Source organism: Candidatus Woesearchaeota archaeon, assembly GCA_003694805.1.
Taxonomy (GTDB): Archaea; Nanobdellota; Nanobdellia; order Woesearchaeales; family J110; genus J110.
In genome coordinates, this window is record RFJU01000099.1 from 20,947 (window position 1) to 44,334 (window position 23,388).

General features: G+C 49.7%; 23 protein-coding genes. 5 read left to right on the forward strand and 18 right to left on the reverse strand.

Annotated elements, in window-relative coordinates:
* Positions 1-2: 2 nt before the first annotated feature.
* Both D6783_03575 and D6783_03580 read right to left on the reverse strand, forming a co-directional pair.
* Positions 3-1,892, reverse strand: coding sequence for a beta-CASP ribonuclease aCPSF1 (locus tag D6783_03575; GenBank protein ID RME52866.1), 1,890 nt, complete (start codon positions 1,890-1,892; stop codon positions 3-5).
* The gene (locus D6783_03580) at positions 1,876-2,169 is read right to left on the reverse strand and encodes a hypothetical protein (GenBank protein ID RME52867.1); all 294 of its coding nucleotides are present in this window, start codon (positions 2,167-2,169) and stop codon (positions 1,876-1,878) included. The genes D6783_03575 and D6783_03580 overlap by 17 nt, the downstream gene beginning before the upstream one ends.
* Here D6783_03580 and D6783_03585 point away from each other — a divergent pair.
* Positions 2,164-2,349, forward strand: coding sequence for a hypothetical protein (locus D6783_03585; protein ID RME52868.1), 186 nt, complete (start codon positions 2,164-2,166; stop codon positions 2,347-2,349). The genes D6783_03580 and D6783_03585 overlap by 6 nt on opposite strands.
* Here the strand turns inward: D6783_03585 and D6783_03590 are convergent.
* The 16 genes from D6783_03590 to D6783_03665 all read right to left on the reverse strand — a co-directional run bounded on the left by D6783_03590 (position 2,333) and on the right by D6783_03665 (position 17,672).
* Positions 2,333-2,965: a proteasome subunit beta gene (locus tag D6783_03590; protein RME52869.1), complete on the reverse strand. Its 633-nt coding sequence runs from the start codon at positions 2,963-2,965 to the stop codon at positions 2,333-2,335. The two genes, D6783_03585 and D6783_03590, sit on opposite strands and share 17 nt — an antisense overlap.
* A gap of 94 nt (positions 2,966-3,059) precedes the next feature.
* Entirely contained in the window at positions 3,060-3,602 is a 543-nt protein-coding gene (locus D6783_03595; GenBank protein RME52870.1) for a hypothetical protein, read from the reverse strand.
* A 66-nt stretch (positions 3,603-3,668) separates the two neighbouring features.
* Entirely contained in the window at positions 3,669-4,331 is a 663-nt protein-coding gene (locus D6783_03600) for a hypothetical protein (protein RME52871.1), read from the reverse strand.
* Positions 4,332-4,486: 155 nt separating this feature from the next.
* Positions 4,487-4,939, reverse strand: a complete 453-nt coding sequence (locus D6783_03605) for a hypothetical protein (protein RME52890.1) — start codon at positions 4,937-4,939, stop codon at positions 4,487-4,489.
* 707 nt (positions 4,940-5,646) lie between these two features.
* Positions 5,647-6,285, reverse strand: coding sequence for a hypothetical protein (locus D6783_03610; protein RME52872.1), 639 nt, complete (start codon positions 6,283-6,285; stop codon positions 5,647-5,649).
* Between the two features lie 78 nt (positions 6,286-6,363).
* Complete coding sequence (locus D6783_03615; GenBank protein ID RME52873.1) at positions 6,364-6,954, reverse strand: hypothetical protein; 591 nt, start codon at positions 6,952-6,954, stop codon at positions 6,364-6,366.
* Positions 6,955-7,074: 120 nt separating this feature from the next.
* The gene (locus D6783_03620) at positions 7,075-7,605 is read right to left on the reverse strand and encodes a hypothetical protein (GenBank protein RME52874.1); all 531 of its coding nucleotides are present in this window, start codon (positions 7,603-7,605) and stop codon (positions 7,075-7,077) included.
* Between the two features lie 128 nt (positions 7,606-7,733).
* Positions 7,734-8,018 carry a hypothetical protein gene (locus D6783_03625; GenBank protein ID RME52875.1) on the reverse strand — a complete coding sequence of 95 codons (285 nt, stop codon included), beginning with the start codon at positions 8,016-8,018 and terminating at the stop codon, positions 7,734-7,736.
* 164 nt (positions 8,019-8,182) lie between these two features.
* Positions 8,183-9,232 (reverse strand): hypothetical protein, encoded by a 1,050-nt coding sequence (locus tag D6783_03630; protein RME52876.1) that lies wholly within the window; start codon positions 9,230-9,232, stop codon positions 8,183-8,185.
* A gap of 93 nt (positions 9,233-9,325) precedes the next feature.
* The gene (locus tag D6783_03635) at positions 9,326-10,168 is read right to left on the reverse strand and encodes a hypothetical protein (protein ID RME52877.1); all 843 of its coding nucleotides are present in this window, start codon (positions 10,166-10,168) and stop codon (positions 9,326-9,328) included.
* The gene (locus D6783_03640; protein RME52878.1) at positions 10,165-12,216 is read right to left on the reverse strand and encodes a hypothetical protein; all 2,052 of its coding nucleotides are present in this window, start codon (positions 12,214-12,216) and stop codon (positions 10,165-10,167) included. Before D6783_03640 ends, D6783_03635 begins: the two co-directional genes overlap by 4 nt.
* On the reverse strand, positions 12,213-14,030 hold the full coding sequence (locus D6783_03645) for a hypothetical protein (GenBank protein RME52879.1): 1,818 nt from the start codon (positions 14,028-14,030) through the stop codon (positions 12,213-12,215). Before D6783_03645 ends, D6783_03640 begins: the two co-directional genes overlap by 4 nt.
* Before the next feature lie 33 nt (positions 14,031-14,063).
* Positions 14,064-14,513 (reverse strand): hypothetical protein, encoded by a 450-nt coding sequence (locus tag D6783_03650; GenBank protein ID RME52880.1) that lies wholly within the window; start codon positions 14,511-14,513, stop codon positions 14,064-14,066.
* A gap of 178 nt (positions 14,514-14,691) precedes the next feature.
* On the reverse strand, positions 14,692-15,684 hold the full coding sequence (locus D6783_03655) for a hypothetical protein (protein ID RME52881.1): 993 nt from the start codon (positions 15,682-15,684) through the stop codon (positions 14,692-14,694).
* On the reverse strand, positions 15,681-16,199 hold the full coding sequence (locus D6783_03660; protein ID RME52882.1) for a hypothetical protein: 519 nt from the start codon (positions 16,197-16,199) through the stop codon (positions 15,681-15,683). Before D6783_03660 ends, D6783_03655 begins: the two co-directional genes overlap by 4 nt.
* 183 nt (positions 16,200-16,382) lie before the next feature.
* Positions 16,383-17,672, reverse strand: coding sequence for a hypothetical protein (locus D6783_03665; GenBank protein ID RME52883.1), 1,290 nt, complete (start codon positions 17,670-17,672; stop codon positions 16,383-16,385).
* Between the two features lie 114 nt (positions 17,673-17,786).
* Here D6783_03665 and D6783_03670 point away from each other — a divergent pair, with 114 nt between their 5' ends.
* The 4 genes from D6783_03670 (at position 17,787) to D6783_03685 (ending at position 23,176) form a co-directional block, all read left to right on the forward strand.
* A complete protein-coding gene (locus tag D6783_03670) occupies positions 17,787-18,728 on the forward strand; it encodes a hypothetical protein (GenBank protein RME52884.1) in 942 nt (313 codons plus the stop codon).
* Positions 18,729-18,924: 196 nt separating this feature from the next.
* Positions 18,925-20,019 carry a GTP-binding protein gene (locus tag D6783_03675; protein RME52885.1) on the forward strand — a complete coding sequence of 365 codons (1,095 nt, stop codon included), beginning with the start codon at positions 18,925-18,927 and terminating at the stop codon, positions 20,017-20,019.
* A gap of 32 nt (positions 20,020-20,051) precedes the next feature.
* Positions 20,052-22,448: a threonine--tRNA ligase gene (gene thrS, locus D6783_03680; GenBank protein ID RME52886.1), complete on the forward strand. Its 2,397-nt coding sequence runs from the start codon at positions 20,052-20,054 to the stop codon at positions 22,446-22,448.
* A 512-nt stretch (positions 22,449-22,960) separates the two neighbouring features.
* Positions 22,961-23,176, forward strand: coding sequence for an ArsR family transcriptional regulator (locus tag D6783_03685; GenBank protein RME52887.1), 216 nt, complete (start codon positions 22,961-22,963; stop codon positions 23,174-23,176).
* Positions 23,177-23,388: the final 212 nt, after the last annotated feature.

Sequence of the window (23,388 nt, forward strand, 5' to 3'; positions counted from 1 at the left end):
TGTCAGCAGAGGCGGATCGCGTCGATGTTGCGAGGCGCCGCGGTTTCTATGCGGTACGTTTTGTGAATGCTTCGTGCGAGGTCTAAGATGCGGGATGCTTCGCCGTGGTTGAGAATGATTTTTTTGGGTTTGGGGTTGACTCTGCGCACGTAGTTCATAAGCTCTCTCCTGTCCGCGTGGCCACTGATTTCTAGCTTGTGCACTTCAAGCCGTACAGGAACGGTTTCTATTTTTGCTCCGTCTTGAAAGCTGATTTCCGTGGCGCCTCGTTGGATGCGCTTGCCCAGACTGCCTTCTGGGAGAAAGCAACTGAAGATGAGACTGTTTTTGGGGTTGTCAGCAAGCTTTCTAAAGTATTGAACGGACGGTCCTCCTTCCATCATGCCGCTTGTGGCGAGGATGAGGCAGGGGCCTCCTTCTTCGATGAGTTGTTGGCGCTCTTTGTTGCTTCCGACTCGCTTGATGTTTTCTGCGAGGAAGGGGTTGTTGTCTTTATGAAAGATTTGTTGGCGCACGGTGCTGTTGAGGAATTCAGGATATGCAGTATGGATTGCCATGATGTCCCACACCATGCCGTCGATGTAGATAGGTATTGGATCGAGGCGGCCGCTTCGTATCATGTTTTCAAGAATGACAACAACTTCTTGGGCCCTTCCGGATCCGAGGACGGGCATAAGAACTTTTCCTCCTCGTTTGATTGTTTCTTCAATGACTTGGCAGAACGCTTCATCTTGCTCCTTGACGGGAGGGAGGACGTTGTCCTTGCCACCGTACGTGCTCTCAAGGATGAGGGTTTCGCATCGAGGAAAGGACGTGTTGGCCGGCGCGAGCATTGCCGTTTTTGCGTATTTGATGTCGCCAGTGTAGACGAGGTTGTGCAGTCCGTTTCCTATGTGTATGTGGACGATGGCGCTGCCGAGGACGTGGCCTGCGTTGTAGAGGGTGATGCGCACATCTGGGGTGATGTCTGTGACTTCTTCGTAGTCGAGGGTTATGGTGTGTTTAACCATCTCCTTGATTTCTTCAGAGGTGTAGATGGGTTCTTTGCCTTCCATGCGCTGAATTTTGACGAGGTCTAGCTGGAGGAGGGCCATAATGTCTCGTGTGGGTGCTGTGCAGTAGACGGGTCCTTTGTATCCGAACTTGAAGAGGTAGGGGAGAAAGCCGACGTGGTCAAGGTGGGCGTGAGTGATGACAACGGCGTCGAGTTCTTGAATGTTGAACTCAGGGACTTCGACATACGGGTAGGCCGCCTGTTCGCTCGTCGTGTCAAGGCCGCAGTCGAGAAGAACGCGAGATTCCGGCGTTTGGAGCAGGATGCAGCTTCGCCCCACTTGTCTTGCCGCGCCGAGGTGCGTGATGCGGACCCATTCTTCCTTTTTTTGGCGAAGCCAGCCGTTGTAGATGCGCTGGCCTGTCTTGTGCAGGAATTTTCTGCGGTAGTCCGAGTTTTGGTAGAGGACCGACCTGATGTTTTCAATGAGTTCTGAGCGTATCGCGGGGGTTCTCTTGATGAGTGGAACCCATAAGGTTTCTTCGCGAATGCTTTGGAGGTTTTCTCCTTGCTTTCCAATGGCGACGCCGGGCTTTTCTACTTCGATGATGACTTGGCTTCGTGGCTTGTCAAAGATGATTTGCCCTATTTTTGACTCCTCGCCCAGAATTTGCCTGATTTTCTTCTCAGCGTGTTCCTCTTCGAGGAGGAGGGATGGGGAGGGGCGTAGCTCAATGCGTTTTTTGACGTGATTGACTGCTCGGCGGATGGCGCCTCCGTCATTGAGAAAAAAGGATTTATCATCGGTGTAGAGGACGATGTTTGCGCCTTCGAACATTGCTTCTTTGATTTTTTCTTTGGGTATTTTCGTTTCTATTTCTTTAATGATATCTGTCATGGGTCTCTAAAACCTCTCTTGTTGTGTTGTGTTTTGTTGGATGGTTGTTCGGTTGTTCTTTTGTGTTGTTTTTTTCCTTTCGTGTCGTTATTGTTTCAGTTGTGCTTCTTGTCTTTCTTGTTTCACAGATAGCAATCGTTTCATTCAGTTCAGATTGGAATTGGTGAAACAGCCTAAGAATCGTGTTTCCTTCAGGCTGAAAAAGTAATGGTGAGGTTCCGTTGTTCCGGTGATGACGGTGATGAATACGTAGTGTGGTGTTCGTAGGTGTTTGCAAAAGCGGTTTTCTTGCAGGTTCTTTTTTTGTGAAAAAAAGTTTTGTGAAAAAAAAGTGTGGTTGCCGATTGTCGTTAGGTTGTTCGTTGTTGTTGGTAAGAGTGCCGCGCTCGGCGTTGAAGAGGATTGGAAGATGGTGTTCGCGGCGTTCTGCTTAGATCTGCCTAGATTGTTGTTGTGATTGTTTTCTTGAGGACTTCGCGGTAGCCTTGCTTGTCAACAACAGCGACGATGACGCCGCCGCCGCTTGCAGAGTCTCTTTGCAGGGCTGCGTTGATTGCTTTGACGGCGAGGTCGACTGCTTGCTGCGAGGTGAGGTCTTTTTTGTAGTTGGTTTCGAGAACGCCGTAGGCAAAGAGGCTTCCTGAACCGCTTGCGACGAAGTCTTCCGCTTCGCTGAGCGATCCGTCCATGTAGATGTCGTACAGCCCTGGCTTTTTATCGTATCCTCCGAGGAGGAAGTGCGTCACGCTGGGTATCATGCGGCGCACCATCCCATACACCCATCCTGAGAGGAGGTTGGCTGTTTCCTTGACGGTTGGGGCCCTGCCTGTCCGGATGGTTTGCAGCTGGAGCTCTGAGCGCAGGTATTTTGCGAGGAGTTGTATATCAGAGACTGACCCTGCCGTTGTTATAGCGATGGTGTCCGTCACAGGAAGGACTTTTTTGACGTGCTTATTCGCGATGAAGTTGCCCGCTGTTGCGCGCATGTCTGCCGCGAGGACGACAGCGTCCTTTGCAATAATGCCTACAGTGGTGGTTCCTGTTTTCATGGATTCATTCACGGTAATGCTCACCTAAGCTCTCGTTCCTCTCTTCTTGAGAACGTCTTGATCAGAACTCATAACAAAGAGCGAGAACGGATACGGGTTTATAAACGTTTTGGTTGGTTTAATGGACTTTGGCAAAGATTTCGCCGGTGAGGTTGTGTCTGGGAGCGCCTGTTTTGTTTCTCTGGAAGGTGAGGGTGACGCTGGCCAGGTCTTTGTCCCCTTTCGTGTAGCGATGGTTGAAGGTGCTGCAGAGGTTTTCAATATCGAGGATGACTTCTCCTTTCTTGCCGGGGGGGATGGTTACGTACGTCCCTCCTGAAAGAACATTGTCAGAGCAGACTTCGAGGGCGTATGCGTTGGTGATGTTTATTGCTTTGCCGAAGTTGTTCCTGAGGGTGACTTTTACTTGGGCAGGGGCTTCTTGTATGTAGAAGTCTTCGCAAACGAGTTGGGGGCCGAATTCGCATCGTTCAGGAAAGTATTGGCTTGGCGTGAGAAGGCCGTAGTAGGCGAGGGAGCCAACAACGACGAGGATGACGAGAAATCCCCACCCGTACGTGATGAGGTATTCGAGGGCTGCTTGTCCTGCTCGTGTTTTGAGTTGTTCTTCCGCAGCGATGCGGCGCGGGTGCTTGTGGGTTGTTGGCTGCTTCTGCGGCATCGCTCACCTCTTTTTTTTCGTTTGGGATCTTTTAGGACTGACCGCGTAGTTAACGTTATCTTGATGTTATTCTTTTACGACTTTTGCATAGATTTCGCCGTCGGTTTCGTGGGGGTACCCCCCTGCTTCGAGGCGGTAGGCAAGTTCTACGAGTATTTTGACGCGCTCCCCTTCTAAAAACGTGCCGGCAGGGAAGGAGCAGACGAATTCTTTGATTTCTCGGTTGTTCCACGTTGACCCATCGTGGGTCATGTCGCCCGCGGTGGAGGTTGTGCCTTCGATGGTGCAGTTGGCCGTTCCTGCTATGATGGATTTTCCGACGTTTTGGGTGAGCTTGAAGCGAACGTTTCCTTGGTCGGTCACTTGGTAGTCTTGGCAGCTGAACTCGCTTCCTACAACGCATTTGTTGGGAAGGAACTTGCCTGGGTTGATGAAGCCAAAGTAGCTGATTGCTGCCATCATGATGAGAATGATGAGGAAGGCCCATCCGTACGTGGTGAGGAATTCGAGGGCGGCTTGCCCTTGTTTCCCTTGCTTCTGGGCGGGCAGGTATTCATCCGGACGGGCGGTTGCTTCGAGACGCTGGTGAGGATTGTTTTGTTTGCTCCTTCGTTGACAGCAGGGTTTTTTTCGCAGGGAGGTCATGGACGTTCTTGAGCTCCTTTCTTTTATAAATATTGTGTTGTTCTTTTGTAACAGTACCTTCAACGGTTTGCTCATGGGCTTCATTTCTTCTTTGTTTTTTTTAAATTAATGCGCTTCCCTCACCCAGCCAGTGGTTTTCCGCTAAGAATAAAGAACAAAGAAGCGAAAAAGAATAACTCGCAGGTGTTATTTCGTGTTCTCTCTTCTACGCTGCAGGGGGGAGTCGTAGTATGTATGCACTACCCAAATAATCCTCCAATGCCTCCCCCGCTTCCACTGCTTCCGCTTCCGGGACAGCAGTACCCTGAGCAAATGTGATGTCGTATACAGTCATTGCTCGTAGCTAACCCTGTGTACGAGTACCCGTCAGGACAAGTGCAAGGGGACCCGCCAGGGCATTCTTCATCGATTGCGCCGTCGCAGTCATCGTCAATGTTGTTGTAGCACACTTCCGTGGCTGCGGGATTAATTGCAGCGTCGTTGTCGTCACAGTCCCCAAACGACCAGGCCGGCTGGTTATAGCCTGCGTATCCGCTGTTGGCGGGGTCGCAGACGGTCCTGTTTTCGACGTAGGTGTCTCCGTCGGCGTCGTTGCAGCAGTCCCTGTCTTGCGTGTCCACCTTGCCGTCAAAGTCGTTGTCAAATCCGTCCTGACAGAATTCGATATTCGTATCTTCTGGGTCGTCAGAAATGGGAGGGGGGAGTTTGTCCTCGCTTGCTGTGCTTTGAACGTGGATGTCCGTCTCTCGAGGGTAGCCGCCGCGGGCCGGGGTGAATTGGACAGCGATGTCAAGTGCGGCTTGCTCGTCTTTTTCAAGCACCCGTCCCGGGAACCTGCACGTGACGATGACGCCTCCCTCGCTTGTGATTGACGTTTTTTTGCTTCGAGGGCCTCCGTTTAGGTTGTCAAAGAAGCATTCTTCTGCTTTTGTTCCGTCTTGCAATGTTGCTGTGGCGTTGAGCGTTCCTGCTTTGTCTTCGTTGCTTGCCACTTGCACTTGAACAAAGGTTGCGTCAGCGTCGGGGTCGTAGAAGACGCGGTGCTCTTGGCAGTTGAACTCGCTTCCTGCCTTGCATGCTTCTTTTTTGAGGATGTTTTCGCCAATGATGCCGGAGTACATCATAGCGCCTAGGGCGAGCGTCATGAGAATGAGTGCAAGAACAATAATGGTGGTGTTTTCAACAATGAGGCCTTGCCTTCGCGGGGGGCTTTGAAAGAACGTCCGCGTTTTTTGCGTGTTTTTTTGCGTCGTCCTTCGCCTGGCCGTTTCTTCTTGGCCTGTTCTCATATTCGTTTTTTTCATATCGTTTTTCTTAAATGTTTTCTTTTTGAAGCCGTCACAGACCGATTTTCTTGTGCAGGAGCGGTGCTGTGCCGCTTGGCAGCTACGCCTTTGCCTTATGGCTCTGGCGGAGCCGTCCCGGTGCTGGCTTTTCCCACGACTTCGCCGTGAGCAGCGAGGGGGTATTTTCTCTCAGGGACGATAGTAAAGGCAGTGTTTGCTTTGATGCGTTCCCCGTACGTGAACGCTTGGGGGAAATAACAGTAGGTTGAGAATGATTCTCCAGGCAACACCTTGATGGTTTCTGCTTTCTGTGCACCGTCTTGAGAGACGAGGTAGCAGCGAGTCGCGGTCAATTCTTTTTCGGGTATTGTCGCGGTGAGATTGACCCTTGCGGGTTCTGGTATGGCAAGGCCGAGGCGAAGGGAGAGGTATGCCCTGCCGGTGGCGGTGTCATTGAAGATTTGAAAATCCTTGCAGATTACCTCTGATGATGTCACGCATCCTTCGGGAATGTAGCGTTCGGCGGAGAAGACGCCGAAATAGGCGAGGGCTGCGACGATGACGAGAAGCGTGATGATTGCCCACCCGTACGTCATCATAAACTCGATTGCCGCTTGCCCCCTTGCCGCTTGCCCCTTCGTCGTTGCTTGCCTCATCGATGCGTGCGATGCTTGCCCGGGGGGAGTGCACGTTGCCGTCCTGCAGTGTTTTTGCACACTGCCTTTTCGAGCGATACTGGTACGGTGCTTCATAAAGAGCGTGACGAAGGCGTTGTGCGCGTGCTTCGCTTGCAGGAAGGAGTGATGGTGCCCGTTGCGCTACAACGGTCGTTATTGGACAGTACCATAGATTTCCCCCGCGCCGACATGGCTGAAGTTCGGGTTGTCGTTATTCCATTCCACGTTGAACTTGAGCTTGAGCCGCCTTCCTGACTCGTATGGCGTTTGGAACTCACACGTTATTAGTTTCTTTTGTTCGATGAGTATCTTGCCGATGGGGTTTGGGGTGAGTGTTTTGCAGTCTTGGAACGCGTTGGCCGTTGCTTCCTTGTATTGGAGTTTCGTGATGTTCACTACTTGAGCTGCTGCGTTTTTGAGCTCGAACTTGACGTGGGTCGTGTTAATTTGAAAACCCGTGCAGGGGAGTTCTTGCTGGAAGTTGCAGCGCTCCGGAAGGATTTTGGATGGGTCGAGGACGCCGAAGTAAGCCAGGGCGCCGATAGCGACGAGGACTGCGAGAAGAGCCCAGCCGTAGGTCATGAGAAACTCGATCGCCGCCTGTGCTTTGCGAGGGGTTGGGCACAGGTTTTTCGGCGTTGTTGCTCTCGATGGTGACCTCAGGCTCTTCTTTGTCGTGAGGATGTGTTGGGGTTGTGAAGCCCCTCTCAGGGCGTCGTTGGATTTCTTCTGGGACGGGTTCATGATCTTCTTCCTTTGCGCCTTCATTTTTTATTTGCTTTTTTTGGGAGCTGCGCTCTTTGGTACCTCTTGGCTCCTTGTCTTTTTAAGGTTTTACTTTTTTTCGGCCTTGTTCCTTGTTCTCTAGGGCACGACTTTTGCGATGATAACACCTTGTACTGGTCTTGGGTAGGATTGCTTGATGTACTTTACATTGGCGCGTATTTTTGCACGGCTCCCTGGCTCGAGGTCTAGCTGCTCAGCACACGTTATTTGAACATACCTGCCGGGCTTGACGACTACTTCCTGCTTGTTCTGGCCGTCAAAACGACAGTTGCCCCAGTTAATCTTTCTTCCGGAATCAAGTGTGAACAAAAGGTGCTCTTGTTTGAGCGTGATGGGGTAGCTGTAGCTGTTCTTGAGGAGGAGGAAGAGGCCTTTCGTGGCGGAGAGTGAGAAGTCTTGGCATACGAGTGGGGCTTCAAGAGAGCAGTATTCCATGAAGGGAAAATGCGGAATGGTGAAGATGCCAACGTAGGCGAGGACTGCTGTGATGAGAAGGAGCGTGAGAATCGCCCAGCCATAGGTGAGGAGAAAATCAAAAACGACCTTGGAGGCGTTTGTCAAGTCTTCCTTCATTGTTTGTTCCTCCATTCTTCTCTCGTGTTCCTTCATTTCTTTCGCGGGGAGAGCGGTTCTTCAGCGAGGAAGGGTGCAGCCCCCTTCGTTTTTTCGCGTCACGTGCTGGCAGGGGTCGCCGTTGGCCCGTCGGAGCTCGTACTTTGTCGCTCGCTAGCCTGTGGTCACGGCTTTCGCTTGTTATGGCTTCCTTGAATGCTTTTGAGGTCGTCGCGAGTTCGAACAAGGAGGCTGAAGAGGATGATGATGACAATCGTGTTGAGAAAGGTGACGCCGAAGTTGAGTATAGCAAGAAGCGAAGGCTCTTCACTGACGGCCGAGATGCGAAAGCCAAGAGCGATGCCGAGAAAGAGTACGACGAGGACGATGATTGGGAAGATCGTCTTGTGTTGAGCGAGAGTGAGCGCGTCGGCGGAGGTTTTTTCTTTTGTTGCTTGCGTCCTGGTCATGGTATTGGTGGTTGCGTCTCGCCGCAGTGGCTGTTGCTGTGGCGTTCCTTCGCGATGGCTGTTGTTTTGATGATTGTGTTAGGTCTTGTCAAGCGAGTTTATAAAGGTTGTTGTTGGGATTCGCGACACTCGTTTGGTTCTGCTCTGCTATGATGCGTTGCTGTTTAGAAGGTGATGAGTCCCTTAAAAATGACATCAAAGAGGACGCTGAAGATAAAGAGGAAGAAAAGGCCGGAGAAGAGGAAGAGGGGAATGTATTTCAACCCGCCTTTGACGTTGCCCGTTTCTATAATGGAAACAATCATTGCTGAAAAGATGGCAATGACTGATATGGCCGCGACGCTGAAGATACGAAAGTGGATGGGCTTCATCCCGCTTGAAGATATGCTGATTGGTATTTGCCCTGAGGCAGGGATGGATGTTGCTACTTTGTTTCCAAATCCGACCATGACATTGACAAGTTGGTAGGAGAGAGCAAAGAGAAGAGGGCATATGATGATGACAAGCGCGCCCATGAAGATGATGTAGGTGACCGTGCTCGCCGCCATTTCTTCTTTGAGCTGCCTTGTTTTTTTCAGATTCTCTATGATTTTATCTATGACATCGACTACGCGGCCTCCGGAATCTACTTCGCTGACGATGAGGTTCATTGCTCGGCGAAGGTTGGGAGAATCGTATTTTTTGGAGAATTCAATCATTGCTTCGTTGACGTCGCTGCCGGTGAGGACTTTCTTGCTCACGAGCGCTATTTCGTTCGCGAGGACTCCGAATTCGGGTTTTATTGCTGCCCAGAGTGATTTTTCAAAGGAGAGTCCTCCTTTGAGGTTGGTGGAGACGAGGGTGAGGTAGTCTGGAAGTCTATCCTCTAACTCCTTCGTGCGGTGAAAGATTCTCATGTTGTAGTAGAAGTATAGCGCTGAAGCGAGAAGGATGAGAAAGAAGGGGATGAGAAAGAGCCAGGAGAAGAAAACTATTAAGAACGCTTTGAGCGGGTTTTCCCAATGGACGAAATCTACAATTTTAAGAAAATAAACAAAGTACGTGAGGGCTACGGCCACCCAGAAGAGCGAGCCAAAAAGTCGATAGGGGACTTCGTACACGCCCGCTTTGAAAAGGTATTCTTTCAAGTAGGGGCGAAGCTTCTTAGGGACGAATGCCTTGCCAAATGAGTCGACAAGGTTTTTGAGGAGTTTTGAGGTGAACGTTTCTTCCATGGTGTTTCTCTCTTCCGTGCAGTGCTCTTTATTGATTTTTCCGGCTCTTGGTGGTGAGGCCCTGCTCTGTTCGCGTTTTGATCAAAGGCGGTGTTATATGTTGACGTTTGGCCGGATTGTTTTGAACATGCTGATAAAAACAAATTCTATGATGAGGAGGATGAAGATGAGAAGAGAATACAGGGTGAGGTTCACTTCAAGGCTGATGAGACTGGCGACGAGGATGAAGAGTGTGAGGCCTAAAGAGGGAACGACAATGGCAAGAAGCATGTAGAACATGGTTATGCCGTTAAGTTTTTTCCCGTAGCGTTGGATTTCGATGAGCTGTTGATTAGCAATTTCGTCAAGGGTCGCTTCTAAGAATTTGCTGACGTCAACGCCTATTTTTATGGCATTCGTTATTTGGAAGAGTATTGCCCTGAATCGTTTGGAGGGGGTGTAGCGAGAAGCAGTTTCCAGGGCGTCTTCGACGGGTGTCCCGAGGTCGATGTCCCTCACGATTTCTTTGAAGAATTTGTTCGCCACGCCGTACGAGTGGGTTGCATCAACAAGCGAATTGACAAGGGGCGTTCCCGCGTTGAGTTTGACGATGAGAAATCGACCGGCAAAGAGCACTTCCTTGTCTATTTCTTTGGCTCTCCTGCTAATGACTGCATCTACTGACTTGACGAAGAGGAAGAGGAAGAGGAGAAACGTGACAAGAAAGGTGGGCAGCAAGGTAAAGAGCGAGATTTCAAATCGTGCGTAGAGAAAAGCCGCCATGATCGTTAGTCCTATCGACATGACAAGCGCGGCCTTAATCTTTTCTTCGAGGTATTCATCGACTTTTTTGTTTATCCTCGCCATGCGAAGCTTTTTCCTGAGACCAGGGTTTGCTGTCGCGAGGAACCGTACTGGTAGTTCGAAGAGTTTGGAGGGTCGTTTAGCGGGTGTCATTCTAACTTTAGCTTGCCCATGTAGTACTTGGAGATTATGATACCGATTTGGTGGACGTCTTCAATGCCTTTGTTGACCATCCATTGAAGGACTGATTTTTTTTGCTGAAGATCCTTGAAGATTTCTTCTTCGCCAAGGCCAGTATAGAGTTTGAGCTTCTCGAGCGTGACGGTGCTGTGGTTGACTTGTTCGATTTTGTCTTTTTGGACGTTGAGTCTGAGGAGAACGCGTACGTCACCGTTGGGGAGGACTTCTGCAAGTTGAAGTGTTCTGCGCTTGCCTGTTCGTCGGTTTCTGTTTTGGACAACGAGCATACTAATTGCTGAGATGAGCGGCTTGGGGATGTCAATTGGGGGGTTAGTGAGTCGAGTAATGGTTTCGTCGGCGTTGTTGGCGTGAATGGTGCCGTAAACAGAGTGGCCGGTGTGCATTGCCTCAAGAAGGACTTGTGCTTCTCGCTGGCGCCTGATTTCTCCAACAATGATGCGGTCGGGGCGCATACGCAGGGCGTTGACGAGGAGGTCAAGCATGGTTACGCCTCCTTTTCCTTCTGGGTTGGGGAGGCGGGTTTCCATGGGGACCCAGTGGAGTGTTTTAGGGAGGACGAGTTCTCGTGTATCTTCGATTGAGATGATGCGTTGGTTTGGGGGGAAGAAGTTGCTAATGACGTTGAGCATGGAGGTTTTTCCCGAGCCGGTGCCTCCTGCAATGAGTATGGAGAGCTCATTTTGGATGGCGAGCCATATCAGCGCTGCGGCTTCGAAAGATATTGTGCCTTCTTTGAGAAATTTGGTTATAGTCCACGGGTCGGCTGCGAATTTCCTGATAGTGATGGTGTTTCCATCTGAACTAATGGGTGCCAGTGTCGCGTTGACGCGGTCTCCAGTATGGAGGTGCGCGTCCATGAGGGGGTTGAGCGTCGTGATTTCTTTTCCAACTTCTCGCCCTATCATGGTGGCATAGTGGCGAATTCTTGCTTCTGTCACGATTTTTATGTTTGTTTCGAGCCATCCGTATTTTCTGTGATACACCCAGACAGGTTCCTTGTGGTTGTTAATGACTATTTCTTCGAGGTTGGGGTCTTTGAGGAGGATTTCTATTTTTCCGAGTCCGAGGTTTTCTTGGATGAGGTAGTTGACAAGCATGTTTGTCGTGTCGGAGTCGGTGTGGGGGAAGTATTTTTCAATGAGGTTGCGTATTTCCATTTTGAACTGGTCTCTGATGCTGACCACTTCATTCTCCTCGAAGTTTTCAATGTCTTCCAGGTTAATTTTTGAGACGAATTCTTGGCGTATTTTTTCGAGAATAACTTTTGTAGTGTCGCTGATGTTGCTGATGCTGACGAAGTATATAGGGACCGGTTTTTCGTCTTCAAAGATGATTTTTATGTCAATGATTATTTTATTTATTTCAAGTGTGTAGCGGTCAAGAAGGTGTCGTTTGGGCTGTGTGGGTGTTGTCTTGAGTTTTTGGAGTGACGACTCCATTTTTTTGAGGCTTGCGATAGCTTCTTGTTCCGTTTCGCTAGTTGGGCGGGGGAAGCTGGGAAGGTCTGTTGGTTGATTAGTTGCTTGATCGTCAGCGCCAGTTCGGGTTGTTTGTTGTTTGGATGAAGTTTGTTGTTTTGCTGAATGTTCGCCTCGTTCTTTCTGTGGGGGCTCATCGAGTGGGCGTTGGGGAGCTCCTGGAGTGGAGAGTTGTGCAGAAGGAGTGTCGCCTTTCGCTCCGCTTTCGGAAGTGGCTTGTTCAGAGGCTTTGTTTGGCTCTTGTTTTTCAGCGTTCTTTTCTTGGTGGGTGGTTTGTTCTTGCGGTTCTTCCTTTGAGGGCGGAGTTGAAGAGCTTGAGGTTGAGGGGCTGGATGGTGGTTGAAGCTCTGTCGGCTCTTTTGTTGGTGCTGGTAGCACGGCTCGGGGCGTTTCTTCTTCATGAGTTTTCGCTTCGGCTTTGTCTTTTTTGTCCTCTTTCTTTTCTTCTTTCTGATCGTGGTCTAATGGTTTGATCTCATTGAGCGAGTCAACGTGGGGGATGCTGTCTAGTGGATTTGTCATGACTGCACCTCGCTGGCCTTGTGATTGGTTGCAGCTTTTGCTAAGCGCTCAGAGGATGGTTCTTGCGTGGCGGAGGACATTTTTGATGAGTGCGGCGCTAACTGCTCCGTCGCTGCTGCTAGGAAAGAAGATGCTGCTCGCGGTTGTTCCTCCGCACGCTTCCTCTGTTGTCGGTTGAGGTCCGCGTGAGATTTCATTGTTGAGAGTGTTCTTTGCGCTGTTCTGATTTTGTGGTATGCAGTGAGAATGGTGGTGAATAGTTTCTTTCTGCCGTCACTGTCTTCTTGAGGGTAGCGGAGGAAGAGTTCTTTGACGCGACGGTATTTTTTTTGTGCTGAGTGGACTTTTTGCTTGTCGAGGAGCGTATTGATGTCGTCAAGGTATCGATTTATGCTGGTTCTGAGTGTTGCGCAGGTCTCTTTCAATTCCCGCTTGTGTTGTTCTACTTTGAGTTTGAGTTCTTGTTTTTTGATTTGTATTTCATCGTAGAGGTGTTTGAGTGTTGCTTGCCACTCTTGCGCTTGTGGTGTTCCCGCAAGGGCACTTGCTTCTCTTTTGAGAATTTTGTACTGTTTCATTGCTACCGTGACCTTGTCTTCGGCAAGACTTTTTCGCAGTTCCTTTTCCGCTTCCTTGAGGAGCCGTATTGTTTCTTTGCGTTTTTGCGCTCGTTCTTGCTCCTTCTTTTCTTTGGCTTCTTTTTCTTTTTTCTTTTTGGCTTCTTCCTGCATTGCTTGCTTCATTGCTGCCAACGCTTGTTTTTTCGCTTCTGCGAGCAGCTCTTCTTTGGAGAGGGCCAGTTTGTCTCGCTCTTCTTTTAAGCGATTGATTTCTTCTTCCTTCGCTTTTAGTTCTTCTTCCAGTTCTTTTTTTACTTCTTCTTTAAGTTTGTCGACATCAATGCTTGCCTTGACTTCGGGAGGAGTTGTTGGGGCTACGAAGATGGGTGTTTGGAACGGTTGCGGCGAGGAACTCGTTGGTGTTGGAGCGGGAGCTGATCGTAGACCCGCCTCCTGTGCCAACCCTTGTGCCGATGTTTGAGACGGTTCGGGTGTTTGCACAGAAGGTGTGCTGCTCGCAGACAGCACACCGCTTTCAGCGTGGCTGCTCTGTGCTGAACTGGGAGCGGGCGCTTGTATTTTTTGGGTGGCGGGCGTTTGCGGCGCTACGAAGACATTGATGTTGGGGTTAAAGAGGCCGCTCTTAGAAAGTTCTTTTTGGGCTTCGAGGATGGCACGAATCCTCCTTCGTTCGTTCTCGTCCTTTTCCTCCTCATCGTTGGAGGAAACGCTTGCAGGCCTGGCGAGGAGGTTGTAGTGGTGCTCTTGAGCCTTGCCTGTAACAATTGCTTGAAGCGCTTGAAGGGAGGGGTCCTGCATGAACGTTCCTGGGTGGATGTTTCGGTGCAAGTACTGCTTCGTTGCTTGGAAGAACTCGTCGGTGAAGACGCCGCGCTTTTCAAGGTCGTTGATGAGGTCGCTGAGGTTTCGTTGGTACTTTTCGTTGGAAACATAGAGCCTGATTTTTATAGCGAGCTCTTCTAGTATTTTGCGCAGGGCTTCACGCTCGTTGCTCCCTTCTGGTGCCTTCGAGAACGCTTCTTCTGCGTCAATGAATATTTTTTTAGCAAGGTCTTTGTTGTTGCGGGAGAGTGCTTCATCCACTTCTCTGGCGTAGTCGCGTTGTATGAACAATCCAAACTCGTCGTCCGTTGCGCGTATCTTGCTCGCTGTCCTGCTTTGTGATTCGCGGAGCAGTTCTTCTCGTTCGAAGAACTCGATGATGTCGTTATGGAGGTATTCTGAGAGTTCCATTCTTGTTGCGGAGTGTCTTTCCTCTTAGTTTTTTTAGGCTTCGAGTGTTTGCTTGACGTATTTTTCCCAGAGGATGTCTGGGTTGTTCATCTTTCTTCTTTTGGCTTCTGCGAAGAAGAAGTCTTTTTGAGCTTCGAGCTCCCTTCTCAAGTGATCTTTCCAGAACTGCGGGATTTTTGACTGGGGGAGTTTTCGATCTCTTGCCCGGTTGAAGAAATCTTCCTTGAAGTTTTGGATGGTTGGCCGCTCTTCTTTGACGACGGTCGGCTTGATGTCAAATGCTCTGTTCAGGTAAATATAGGGCTTGGTAAACTTGTATTCCAATCCGAGAATCTTTTCTTCGACTAAGAAGTCAACCCAAGATTGAATCACGTCTTCTGGAACGCCGAGTCGCTTTGCGGCTGCTGAAACAGAGATGCGTTCGTTTCCTTTGAAGAGTGCGAGCAGTTTGTCAACTCCGGTCTCTATCGTGTCCTCTCCCATTCGTGATGAAAAGCAAAATCTTGTTATTTAAACTTTGTTCATTATTTTGGAGTGGTGGGTTTGTCTTGCTTCGACGGGAAACAGGGGTGACGTGGGGGTTGGTAGCTGGCTGATCGCGAGACCGGGTGGCGAGGAAGAGTGCCCCTCTTGCAAACCTTGCAAAGTGTGTGCGTCGCTGTTACGGGCAGGTCGCGTTGCTCCACCTCGTGGCAAGTATTTGGAACGTTGCGAGGTGTTCAGTGTCCAGTTGAAAGGAAGGGTCGACAAACCCGGTTATGGAGAATACTTCTTCTCCGCAGGTGAAGTTGAGGTCTTTGAAGAGTTGGTAATCCGTGAATGAGCGGTTGTGCTTGTTCGTGACGAGTGTTGATGTGTTAATGAGCGTTTCAATTCCGCAGCAGGAGGAGTTGGTAAAGTTTCCTTCATAGCGTTCAAGGAAGCTCGGGGCTTCGTCGAACCAGCGGTATTCTTTGTTTTGATACATCTCAGTCAGGCCTGGAACCCCCCATATTCCTGTGATTTCTCGGGGGGAGCGCCGGATGATTCGTCGTTCAGAAAATTCTTTGATGATGCCTGGGTCGGTGAGGCCTTCAACAGGCATGGAAATGTTGTATATTTTGGTGTAGTTCCAAGTGGCAAAAACGTCGTAGAGCTTGACTGTTGCATTGAGGGTTACATCGAGGTGGAAGGGGTATTTTTGGGTTATGGTGACGTTGTGAAATTCGTATTCGAACGTTATCTTCATCGTGTCCGCCACGTGACGTTGCACTTCGTCGAGCCATCGTTGGGCTGAGTTGTTATAAGCAAGGCCGCAGGGAGGCCCTCCGGGGGTGATGTTTCCCTCAAGAAAGCAGGTGTGGAATGCTAATTGTGCATCGGCAACATAGCCGTTGTCTTTGATGTAGGTGCTCATTGCCTCCAGCGTGTTTCTGCTTCCTACGGTGAGGGCTAATTCGATGTATTCATCCAGGTCGTTGAGGAAGTTGTTGAGGTAGAAGACACGAAGGTTGATGATGTCAAGGTCGCTTTGCACGTCTGCCGTGTAGGTCCAGATGAAGAGTGCAAGAAGGAGGGTCGCGAGGCTTATGGCAATCATGGTGAACACGACGCCGCGCTTGCCTTTGTTCAGCAGTGGCGTGGTGGGCGCTTGCTGGTTTCTTTGCGGAGTCATTGCCAAACCTCGATGTGTGCAGTGAGAGGGCCGAATATCGCTGAATCGTTGATTTGGTAGAATGTCAACCTCTGGGATGTGAAGTGCGTCATGCTCTCGGATGCGGTTTGCCCCTGTCTTGTGTAGTAGGGCGTGGTGTTCATGAGAAAACGGGCGCCGAAGGCAGGAGGGATGAGGTCTTCAATGAGTTCTTTGGAGAGGTTGTAGAGTTGTTCGCCGCAGAGAGTGCACCCTTTTTCCTTTTCGAGGTAGTGAAGTTCCGTAAGGAGGGTGAGGAGGGTTTGCCCCGTTTCGTTGACGACGGAGCTCTTGAGAATGTCCGCAACGGTTTCGCTGTCCGTGTCGCGAATGTCCGTTCCTTGGAGGTAGAGCATGAAATCTTCTGCAACGTTGATATTTTGGGGCGTTGCACTATCCGTTTGGGCGTAGCGAGTGATAAACAAAATGGTGAAGATGATGATTGCGCTTGCTATGAATGCGTCTATGACGTAGAAGTAACTCCCCTTTTTCCCCATAGTGCGTTTTTTTTGCCGTTCCTTCTTTATATAACTTGCCGTTCGTTCTAAGAGTGGTCAGAACTGTTGAGGTCTGCGGGTGTGTGGTGTTGTTAGTTGGCACATACGAACTTGTTGGCGGCGCGGTGCGGGCTGCTGCTTGGGTCGTAGTTGTTATTGCGTTGTGGTTGTTCGTAAGGTTTGTTAGTCTGTGAAGCGCGGGAGTGGTTTTCCGTCAAGGAGGAGGCGGGGGTTTTTGATGACTTGGTCAAGATGAATAATTGATTTGATAGTTCCGCCAAACCAGTTGTTGCTCCCGAAGGCGATGTGTGCGGTGTTTCTTGCTTTTTCGTCGAGGACAGTGAGGCCTACGATGCTTGCGAGGGGGTTGAGTCCAATTCCGAGCTCGGCCACTTTTCTTATTCGCTCTGGGTATTTTGCTCTTTTTTCGGCCCAGCGGAGTGTTTCTTCTAGCTCTTGTGCTGCGCTGCCTCCTGTGATGGCTGTTACGCTGCCATGTTTGATGGTGAGCGTGACCGGGGCTTTGGGGAGTATGGTCCCTCGCCTGACGCGTAGACTTCCGTCAATGACAAGAACGCCGTTGGCGGTGTTTTCCACGGGTGCGATGTAGACTTCCGAGCCTGGGATGTTTCCGCCTGTGCCTGGTTCGGGGTAGGTCGCGTTTGCTAGGATTGCTCGCGCGCCGCGAACACTCATTGTCAGGTCGGTTCCGGCCGGTGTTTTTATTTGGACCGAGTTTGCGCGGGTTAGTGCTTCTTTGAGTAACGCTCCTTCTTTTGCCATCGCGTCGTAATCCGCTGCAAGTGCTTTGATAAAGGCAGGAAGGTTTTGTGGAGGTAGGCTTTGGAGGTTGCTGGCTGACAAGAATCGATGGCGGCGCGCTGCGCAGAATGAACGAAAGCTCTTCTTTATTTGTGGAAGCGTCCCTATTTTTCCTGAGAGGGTGAGAATGATGATGCTTTCTTGGGGAAGTTTGAGGAGTTCTTCGCTGAAGAGCTCGTCTCCTTCTTCGCCGATGTCCCTCTTGCGGAGGACTATGAGTTTGTGGTTCTTGCCGAGTGTCTTTGCTGCTTGCGCAAAGCGGCGAGCGAGGAACAAGCTTGCTTGGCTTGTGGGCGTTCCCTCGTCCCCGACGACGAGTATGAATTCATTGCGCAAGGACAAATTCTTGCTGAGGAGGCGGGTGAAAATGCTGAGGTCCGCTTCTTGCTCGGGATAGTGCTGATGATTCTGGCGTGCTTGCGTGCTTTGTTGGAGGTGTTGTTGTTCGTGCATAGTTTTTTGGTTTGATCGTTGTCGGAGCGGGCGGCCTCGCTGTTTTTTCTTCGTATTCTTCAAAAAATGCTTATTCTTCAAAAAATGCTCTTTTAAAAGCTTTGGTTTTTGTATGTGCCCTTGGCGTGCGTGAAGCGTGAACAGTGAACACCGTCTTTTGCTCGATCTCATTCCTTGTCCTCGTCTTCGAACCGTCATTACGTCTTTGTTCAATTCGTTCCCGTCCACCCCTCGTGTTTTTCATCATCCTTTTCATCATTCTTTCTTCGTGACGAAAGTTTATAAAGGAACAAGGGCAAGGGATGGCTTGTCATGATGCAGGTTTTGGAATTTGAAAAAGACAAGGTAAAGCCAGTTTCATTCCAGGAGATGCGCTTTCACGCGGTGAAGTGGATTGATGTTTTTGAGCCATCAATGGACGAGTTCAAAAAAGTTGCGAAGCTCTGCAACATTCCTTTGCAAGATCTTTTGCGCATTCAAAAGGATGTTCGTTCTGACGTTTATGAGTACGAGCATTTCAGCTGTGTATTTTTCAAGCAGGCATTTCACAAGGGTTTTTCGTTTCGGGCAAAGGCGATGCTCATCATCTCTTCGCCAAATCTGATTATCACGCTGAGATTGCATGACAAAGATTTGTTTGAAGGTTTGTTTTCTGAGCGAAACGACCATTTGAAGAGCGCTTTTGTCAAGGGCTCGAGTGCGTTACTCAATATCATCTTGGAAAGAATTACTCATCGCTACTTTGATTTGATGGATTTGATAGAGGACAAGATCGACAGGGTGGAGAATGAGGTGCTCTCTAACTTGAAAGAAGGAACGACCAAGCACATATTTGAGCTCAAGAAAGGGCTGATTTATTTTCACCGTGCACTTTCAAGCAACAGAGAGTTGCTCAATAAGTTAGAGAAGGGGACTGGCTCGCAGATTAACGAGCGTCATTTGAAAAACCTCCGCTACACCTATGCAGATACGGTCCAGCTCATCGATATCGCTGCGACGTACAGGGAGGTGTTGGTTTCCGCTATTGATATTTACTTGACGAATGCTTCGAACAACATGAATCTTGTTATGAAGCGCATGACTGCCTTGGGATCGCTCGTCCTTGTTCCAACACTCATTACCGGAATTTATGGCATGAATTTCAAGTACATGCCTGAGATTACCTGGCCGTACGGGTATGCGTTTGCGTGGTTCTTAATCATTTCCTCAGTGGTGGTGCTCTGGACGTATTTTAAGCAGAAAGATTGGCTGTGAGTTGAGTGTGAGCTCAAGGAAAAAGAGAAGAAAAGAGAAGAGTTGGCTTAAAAAAAATTCTTGACTGGTGAGAGCAGTGGCGAAGGCTAAGAGGGGGGCCTGTCGCTATCGGTAAGCTTAAAAAAATGCGTGCTTTTTTGCTTTTCGTCTTCAAAGAGAGTTTTGAGCATCATTTGGTTGGGAGAGGTTGTTTCGTGTGGGCAGTGTTGAAGAGCGCATAAAGGAGCTTGAGCATCTTATTGCAACGTGCCAGTACAATAAGCGCACGCAGAAAGCCATAGGGCTCTACAAAGCACAACTAGCCAAGTTAAAGGCGAAGCAGGAAGCGAGGTCTGGCAAGAGCGGGAAGGGTGAAGGATACCAAGTAAGGAAGACGGGTGACGGCACGGTTATCTTGCTTGGCTTCCCCTCCGTTGGAAAGTCCACGCTTCTCAATCAATTAACGGGTGCCAACTCCGAGGTGGGCGAGTATGCTTTCACGACGCTCACCGTCGTCCCCGGCGTTCTTCGTTTCAATCACGCAAAGATTCAGGTTCTTGACGTTCCAGGCATCGTCAAGGGAGCCGCAAGCGGGAAGGGGAGGGGAAGAGAAGTGCTTGCGTGTATGCGAAGTGCAGATCTCTGTCTCATCTTGCTTGACGCGCATCACCCCGAGCACTTGTCCGTCATCAAAAAAGAAGTGTTTGAGACGAACATTCGTCTTGACCAAACAAGGCCCGACGTGAAAATCAAGAAGAAGACAAGAGGAGGTATTAGCATTGGTACGACAGTGAAGCTTTCGCGAATTGACCCTGATACTATTGAGGCAATCTTGAAGGAGTTTCGCATAAACAACGCTGATGTCGTCATCCGTGAAGACATTGATGCTGATCAACTCATCGACGTCATTGAGGGAAACAGAGTGTACATGCCAAGTTTGGTCGTGCTCAACAAAATTGATGAGCTCTCGAAAAAAGAGTTGGAAGCGGTGAAGAGGAAAGTGCATCCCGATATTTGCATTTCAGCAAAGAACAATGAACATGTTGAAGAGTTGAAAGCGTTGATTTTTGAAAAGCTCGGACTTATCAGCGTGTTTTTGAAAGAACCTGGAAAAGCGGCGGACATGGAGGAGCCATTGATCATGTTCCGCGGCGCGAGTGTTCGCGACGTGTGTGAAAAGCTTCATAAAGACTTTGTGAAGAATTTCAAATTCGCGAGAGTGTGGGGGCGCTCTGCCAAGTTCGGCGGGCAAAAAGTGATGCTGGGCCACTGCTTAGAGAATGGAGATGTTTTGGAGTTGCACATTCGCTGAGTGTTCTGTTCTCGTACTGTTACTGAGCCTTCGTGGCGGGCTTCTTGGTGGCGAAGGTCGACAAGAGGTCGACAAGATCAGAACATGGAGGGCGAAGCGAGGAAGGGGGGCTGCGAAAAAAAGCACAAAAAGCCGAACCATTAGATTTTTATGTGAGTAGCTACACCGCTTCTTGCCGTGGAGTGTGGTTTAGCATGAAAATACTGGCGATTCACGCCGACTACGTGAAGGTTGAACCAAAGAAGAAAGCAGTTGCCTTGGCCGATGCGGTGCAAGAAGGCAAAGGAGCGATACACGAGCAGGAGTGTTTGGTTGTATTCATTGCCGTAGAGAGTCGCGACGAAGCTGTTTTGGAGAGCGTTATTTCGAAATTTGCTTCCGAAGTGAAGCAGATAGCAGAGCAGGTAAAGACGAAGCGAATCATGCTCTACCCGTATGCTCATCTTTCCTCCGATCTTGCAAGGCCAGAGGTTGCCAAAGAAGCGTTGAATAAGGCGGTTTTGGTCTTGAAAGAGCTTGGTTTCTCGGTGAAGAAGGCGCCGTTTGGTTGGTACAAAGCGTTCGAGTTAAAATGCAAAGGCCATCCTTTATCAGAACTCTCGCGAGAGATTGTTGGGAGCACCAAGCTAGCTCATGCAAGGAGTGAAGAGTTCAAGCTCGAAGAAAAAAAGGTTAGCAAGGAGGAGAAGGTCCGTCTCTCCGCAGCGTTTGCCGTTGCTAAGGCGATTGCAGAGATGCAACCAAAGGCGGAGTTCGGACTGGTGGGCCTCCACCAGGACCGCGCGTTCCTCGAAGTGAAAGGGTTGACCATTAAAAAAGAGCAGATTCCCCATCTTGAAAAGCGTATCATTGCCTTGCTCAAGAAAGGAGGTGCTATTGTTCGTGCGCCTGCCTCGGCGGTTTTGAAGTCAGGGCATGCTGGGCGTGCAGCAAAAGAATCAAGAGGCCAGGATGAGCGTTTACGGCTTGGCCCTTTGCAAAGAGAGATTATTGAGGACCTTGGAGCTGGCGAAGACGTTCTCATTTGGAGCGCGTTGGGCGTTTCCCTTGTTCCAACACTCAAACAGCCTTTCTTGAAAGACGTTGGAGAAGTGAAGGCGTTCAAGCTCGTTGACGTTGGAAGCGCGTACTGGCGCGGGAACGCAAATAATGAGCAGCTTACCAGGCTCTATTGGGTCGGTTTTGCATCGAAAGACGAGCTTGCTGCGTACGAGGAGAGCGTGCGTGAGGCTGAGCAAAGAGACCATCGCCGGTTGGGGAGGGAGCTGAGAATTTTTTCTATGCACGAAGAAGCGCCAGGCATGCCCTTCTTCCACGATAACGGCATTTTTCTCTACAACACACTCGTGCGATTTATGGAAGAGGAAATGTTTCGGCTTGGCTACACGCTGAGCAGGACGCCGCTTATCTTGAACAAGTCTTTGTGGCTTCGCTCGGGGCATTGGGACCATTACCGCGAGAACATGTATTTCACGAAGATTGACAATCAAGAGTTCGCTGTCAAGCCAATGAACTGCCCGGGGCATATTTTGATGTATAAAACTCGGCTTCGATCATATCGCGACTTGCCGATAAAGCAGGGAGAGTTCGGCATGGTGCACCGGCACGAGTTGTCGGGTGTGTTGTCAGGATTGTTTCGGGTGCGATGTTTCACGCAGGACGACGCGCACATCTTCTGCACGGAGGACCAGATTCAAGAGCAGATTATCGAGCTTATCGGGCTTGTTGACAAAGTGTACAGGACGTTTGGGTTCAAGTACGCTGTTGAGCTCTCTACGAAACCGGAAAAAGCAATGGGCGATCCTAGGATTTGGGAGCTTGCAGAGAATTCGTTGAAGGACGCGCTGAAAGCCAAGAACATGCCGTTTTCCATCAACGAAGGGGATGGTGCGTTTTATGGTCCTAAGATTGACTTTCACGTTAGGGACGCGATGGGGAGGAGTTGGCAGTGCGGCACGATTCAGTTGGACTTTTCCATGCCTGAGAAGTTTGATCTTTCCTATGAGGGGAGTGATGGAAAGAAGCACCGACCGGTTATGATTCACCGAGCAATTTACGGCTCGCTTGAGCGGTTCATCGGCATCTTGCTGGAGCATTTTGGGGGGAAGTTTCCTTTGTGGTTAAGCCCGATGCCTGTTCGGATCGTGACAGTGACGGATCGTGCTTTGTCTTTTGCCAGGTCTGTTCGTGACGCGCTCAGAAACGAAGGGATTCGTGCTGAGCTTGACGCGAGGGGCGAGACTATTGGGAAGAAGGTTCGCGAGGCCCGGCTTGACATGGTGAACTTCATCGTAACCATTGGCGACAAGGAGGTCCAGCAAAAAAAGCTGGCGGTGAGAGATCGTGAAGGGAAGGTTGAATTCGGCGTTGATCTTGATGAGTTCTTGCAACGCCTGAAACGAAAAATTGCTGAAAAAAGTCTTTCCTAAACCGTTCTCGCGGCGTTCTTGCATATCTCCAGTAGCGATGATAAGTGTTTCAACAAGGAAGAACGTCTCATCTTCGTTGTTGTCTTCGTTGGTTGATAGTAGCAGCGAGCGTAACACTTATATAGTAGTCTTCGTGGTTTAGGTAATAGAAACATGGATTGAGAGAGGGGTGTTCACAAAAAAAATGGATGTTCAAGTCTTGTTCGCTTCGCTCAAGGAGAAGTGGCAGAACGGATTTGATACGGTGAAGGCGTACTTTGCTTCCTTGCTCTTTTCTGAGAAGGTAGCGTGGGGAGCGCTTGGAGTGGGTGTTGTTCTCGTGATTATAGGCATTGCCCTCCTGTGACGAAGGTTTGCAAGAAGGGTGGTGCAGAGAACAGAGATCTTCAAGAATGCGAAGATGCTACCATGAATGGGTGACATAAAATATTTATAGTATTCGTTCGCTCTCTCTTCTTGTTGCACGGTTGCGTTTACGGCCGTGATTCAGGGGGAGAAGGAGGTGAGTTGCAATCGGCCAATTTGAAGTGTTTAGCTTCTTGCACAAGGCTGACGGGTGGTTCACGTCAAGAGAGATTGCCGAGCAGCTGGGCGCGAGTTTGGGTTCTGTTACCATGTCGCTCAAAAAGCTTCGTGAGAGCAACCTTATTGACTGTAGGAGCGGCCCAAAGCAGAACAGTTATGTTTATCGAGGGCTTTGCGGCTCAGCGGCGAAAAAAAAGCCATGATCGCTTTTTCTTGGATGTTTTCGTAGATGACTTCTTCGTTGAAGACTGTTTTGCAGTCTTTCCAGTCTTCTTTTTACTTTGCGTTTTCTTGCTTGAAGCCTTCTTTGTTTTTTTCGTGACGTTGTGACGAGCCGAAGTCCGAGAAGCCGGCTTCTTAGAGCTGGCTACGCTGCTGGATCACTTCGATTCCCTTGGGGTGAACGCTATCGAAC

Bases quoted from the DNA above. Each gene is read 5' to 3' on its own strand.
- D6783_03640 (RME52878.1), bottom strand. From the start codon at position 12,216: ATGACAAATCCACTAGACAGCATCCCCCACGTTGACTCGCTCAATGAG.
- D6783_03660 (RME52882.1), bottom strand. From the start codon at position 16,199: ATGGGGAAAAAGGGGAGTTACTTCTACGTCATAGACGCATTCATAGCA.
- D6783_03655 (RME52881.1), bottom strand. From the start codon at position 15,684: ATGACTCCGCAAAGAAACCAGCAAGCGCCCACCACGCCACTGCTGAAC.
- D6783_03615 (RME52873.1), bottom strand. From the start codon at position 6,954: ATGAACCCGTCCCAGAAGAAATCCAACGACGCCCTGAGAGGGGCTTCA.
- D6783_03645 (RME52879.1), bottom strand. From the start codon at position 14,030: ATGGAACTCTCAGAATACCTCCATAACGACATCATCGAGTTCTTCGAA.
- D6783_03665 (RME52883.1), bottom strand. From the start codon at position 17,672: ATGACGGTTCGAAGACGAGGACAAGGAATGAGATCGAGCAAAAGACGG.
- D6783_03650 (RME52880.1), bottom strand. From the start codon at position 14,513: ATGGGAGAGGACACGATAGAGACCGGAGTTGACAAACTGCTCGCACTC.
- D6783_03625 (RME52875.1), bottom strand. From the start codon at position 8,018: ATGACCAGGACGCAAGCAACAAAAGAAAAAACCTCCGCCGACGCGCTC.
- D6783_03595 (RME52870.1), bottom strand. From the start codon at position 3,602: ATGCCGCAGAAGCAGCCAACAACCCACAAGCACCCGCGCCGCATCGCT.
- D6783_03670 (RME52884.1), top strand. From the start codon at position 17,787: ATGATGCAGGTTTTGGAATTTGAAAAAGACAAGGTAAAGCCAGTTTCA.
- D6783_03630 (RME52876.1), bottom strand. From the start codon at position 9,232: ATGGAAGAAACGTTCACCTCAAAACTCCTCAAAAACCTTGTCGACTCA.
- D6783_03635 (RME52877.1), bottom strand. From the start codon at position 10,168: ATGACACCCGCTAAACGACCCTCCAAACTCTTCGAACTACCAGTACGG.
- D6783_03575 (RME52866.1), bottom strand. From the start codon at position 1,892: ATGACAGATATCATTAAAGAAATAGAAACGAAAATACCCAAAGAAAAA.
- D6783_03600 (RME52871.1), bottom strand. From the start codon at position 4,331: ATGAAGCCCATGAGCAAACCGTTGAAGGTACTGTTACAAAAGAACAAC.
- D6783_03610 (RME52872.1), bottom strand. From the start codon at position 6,285: ATGAAGCACCGTACCAGTATCGCTCGAAAAGGCAGTGTGCAAAAACAC.
- D6783_03620 (RME52874.1), bottom strand. From the start codon at position 7,605: ATGAAGGAACACGAGAGAAGAATGGAGGAACAAACAATGAAGGAAGAC.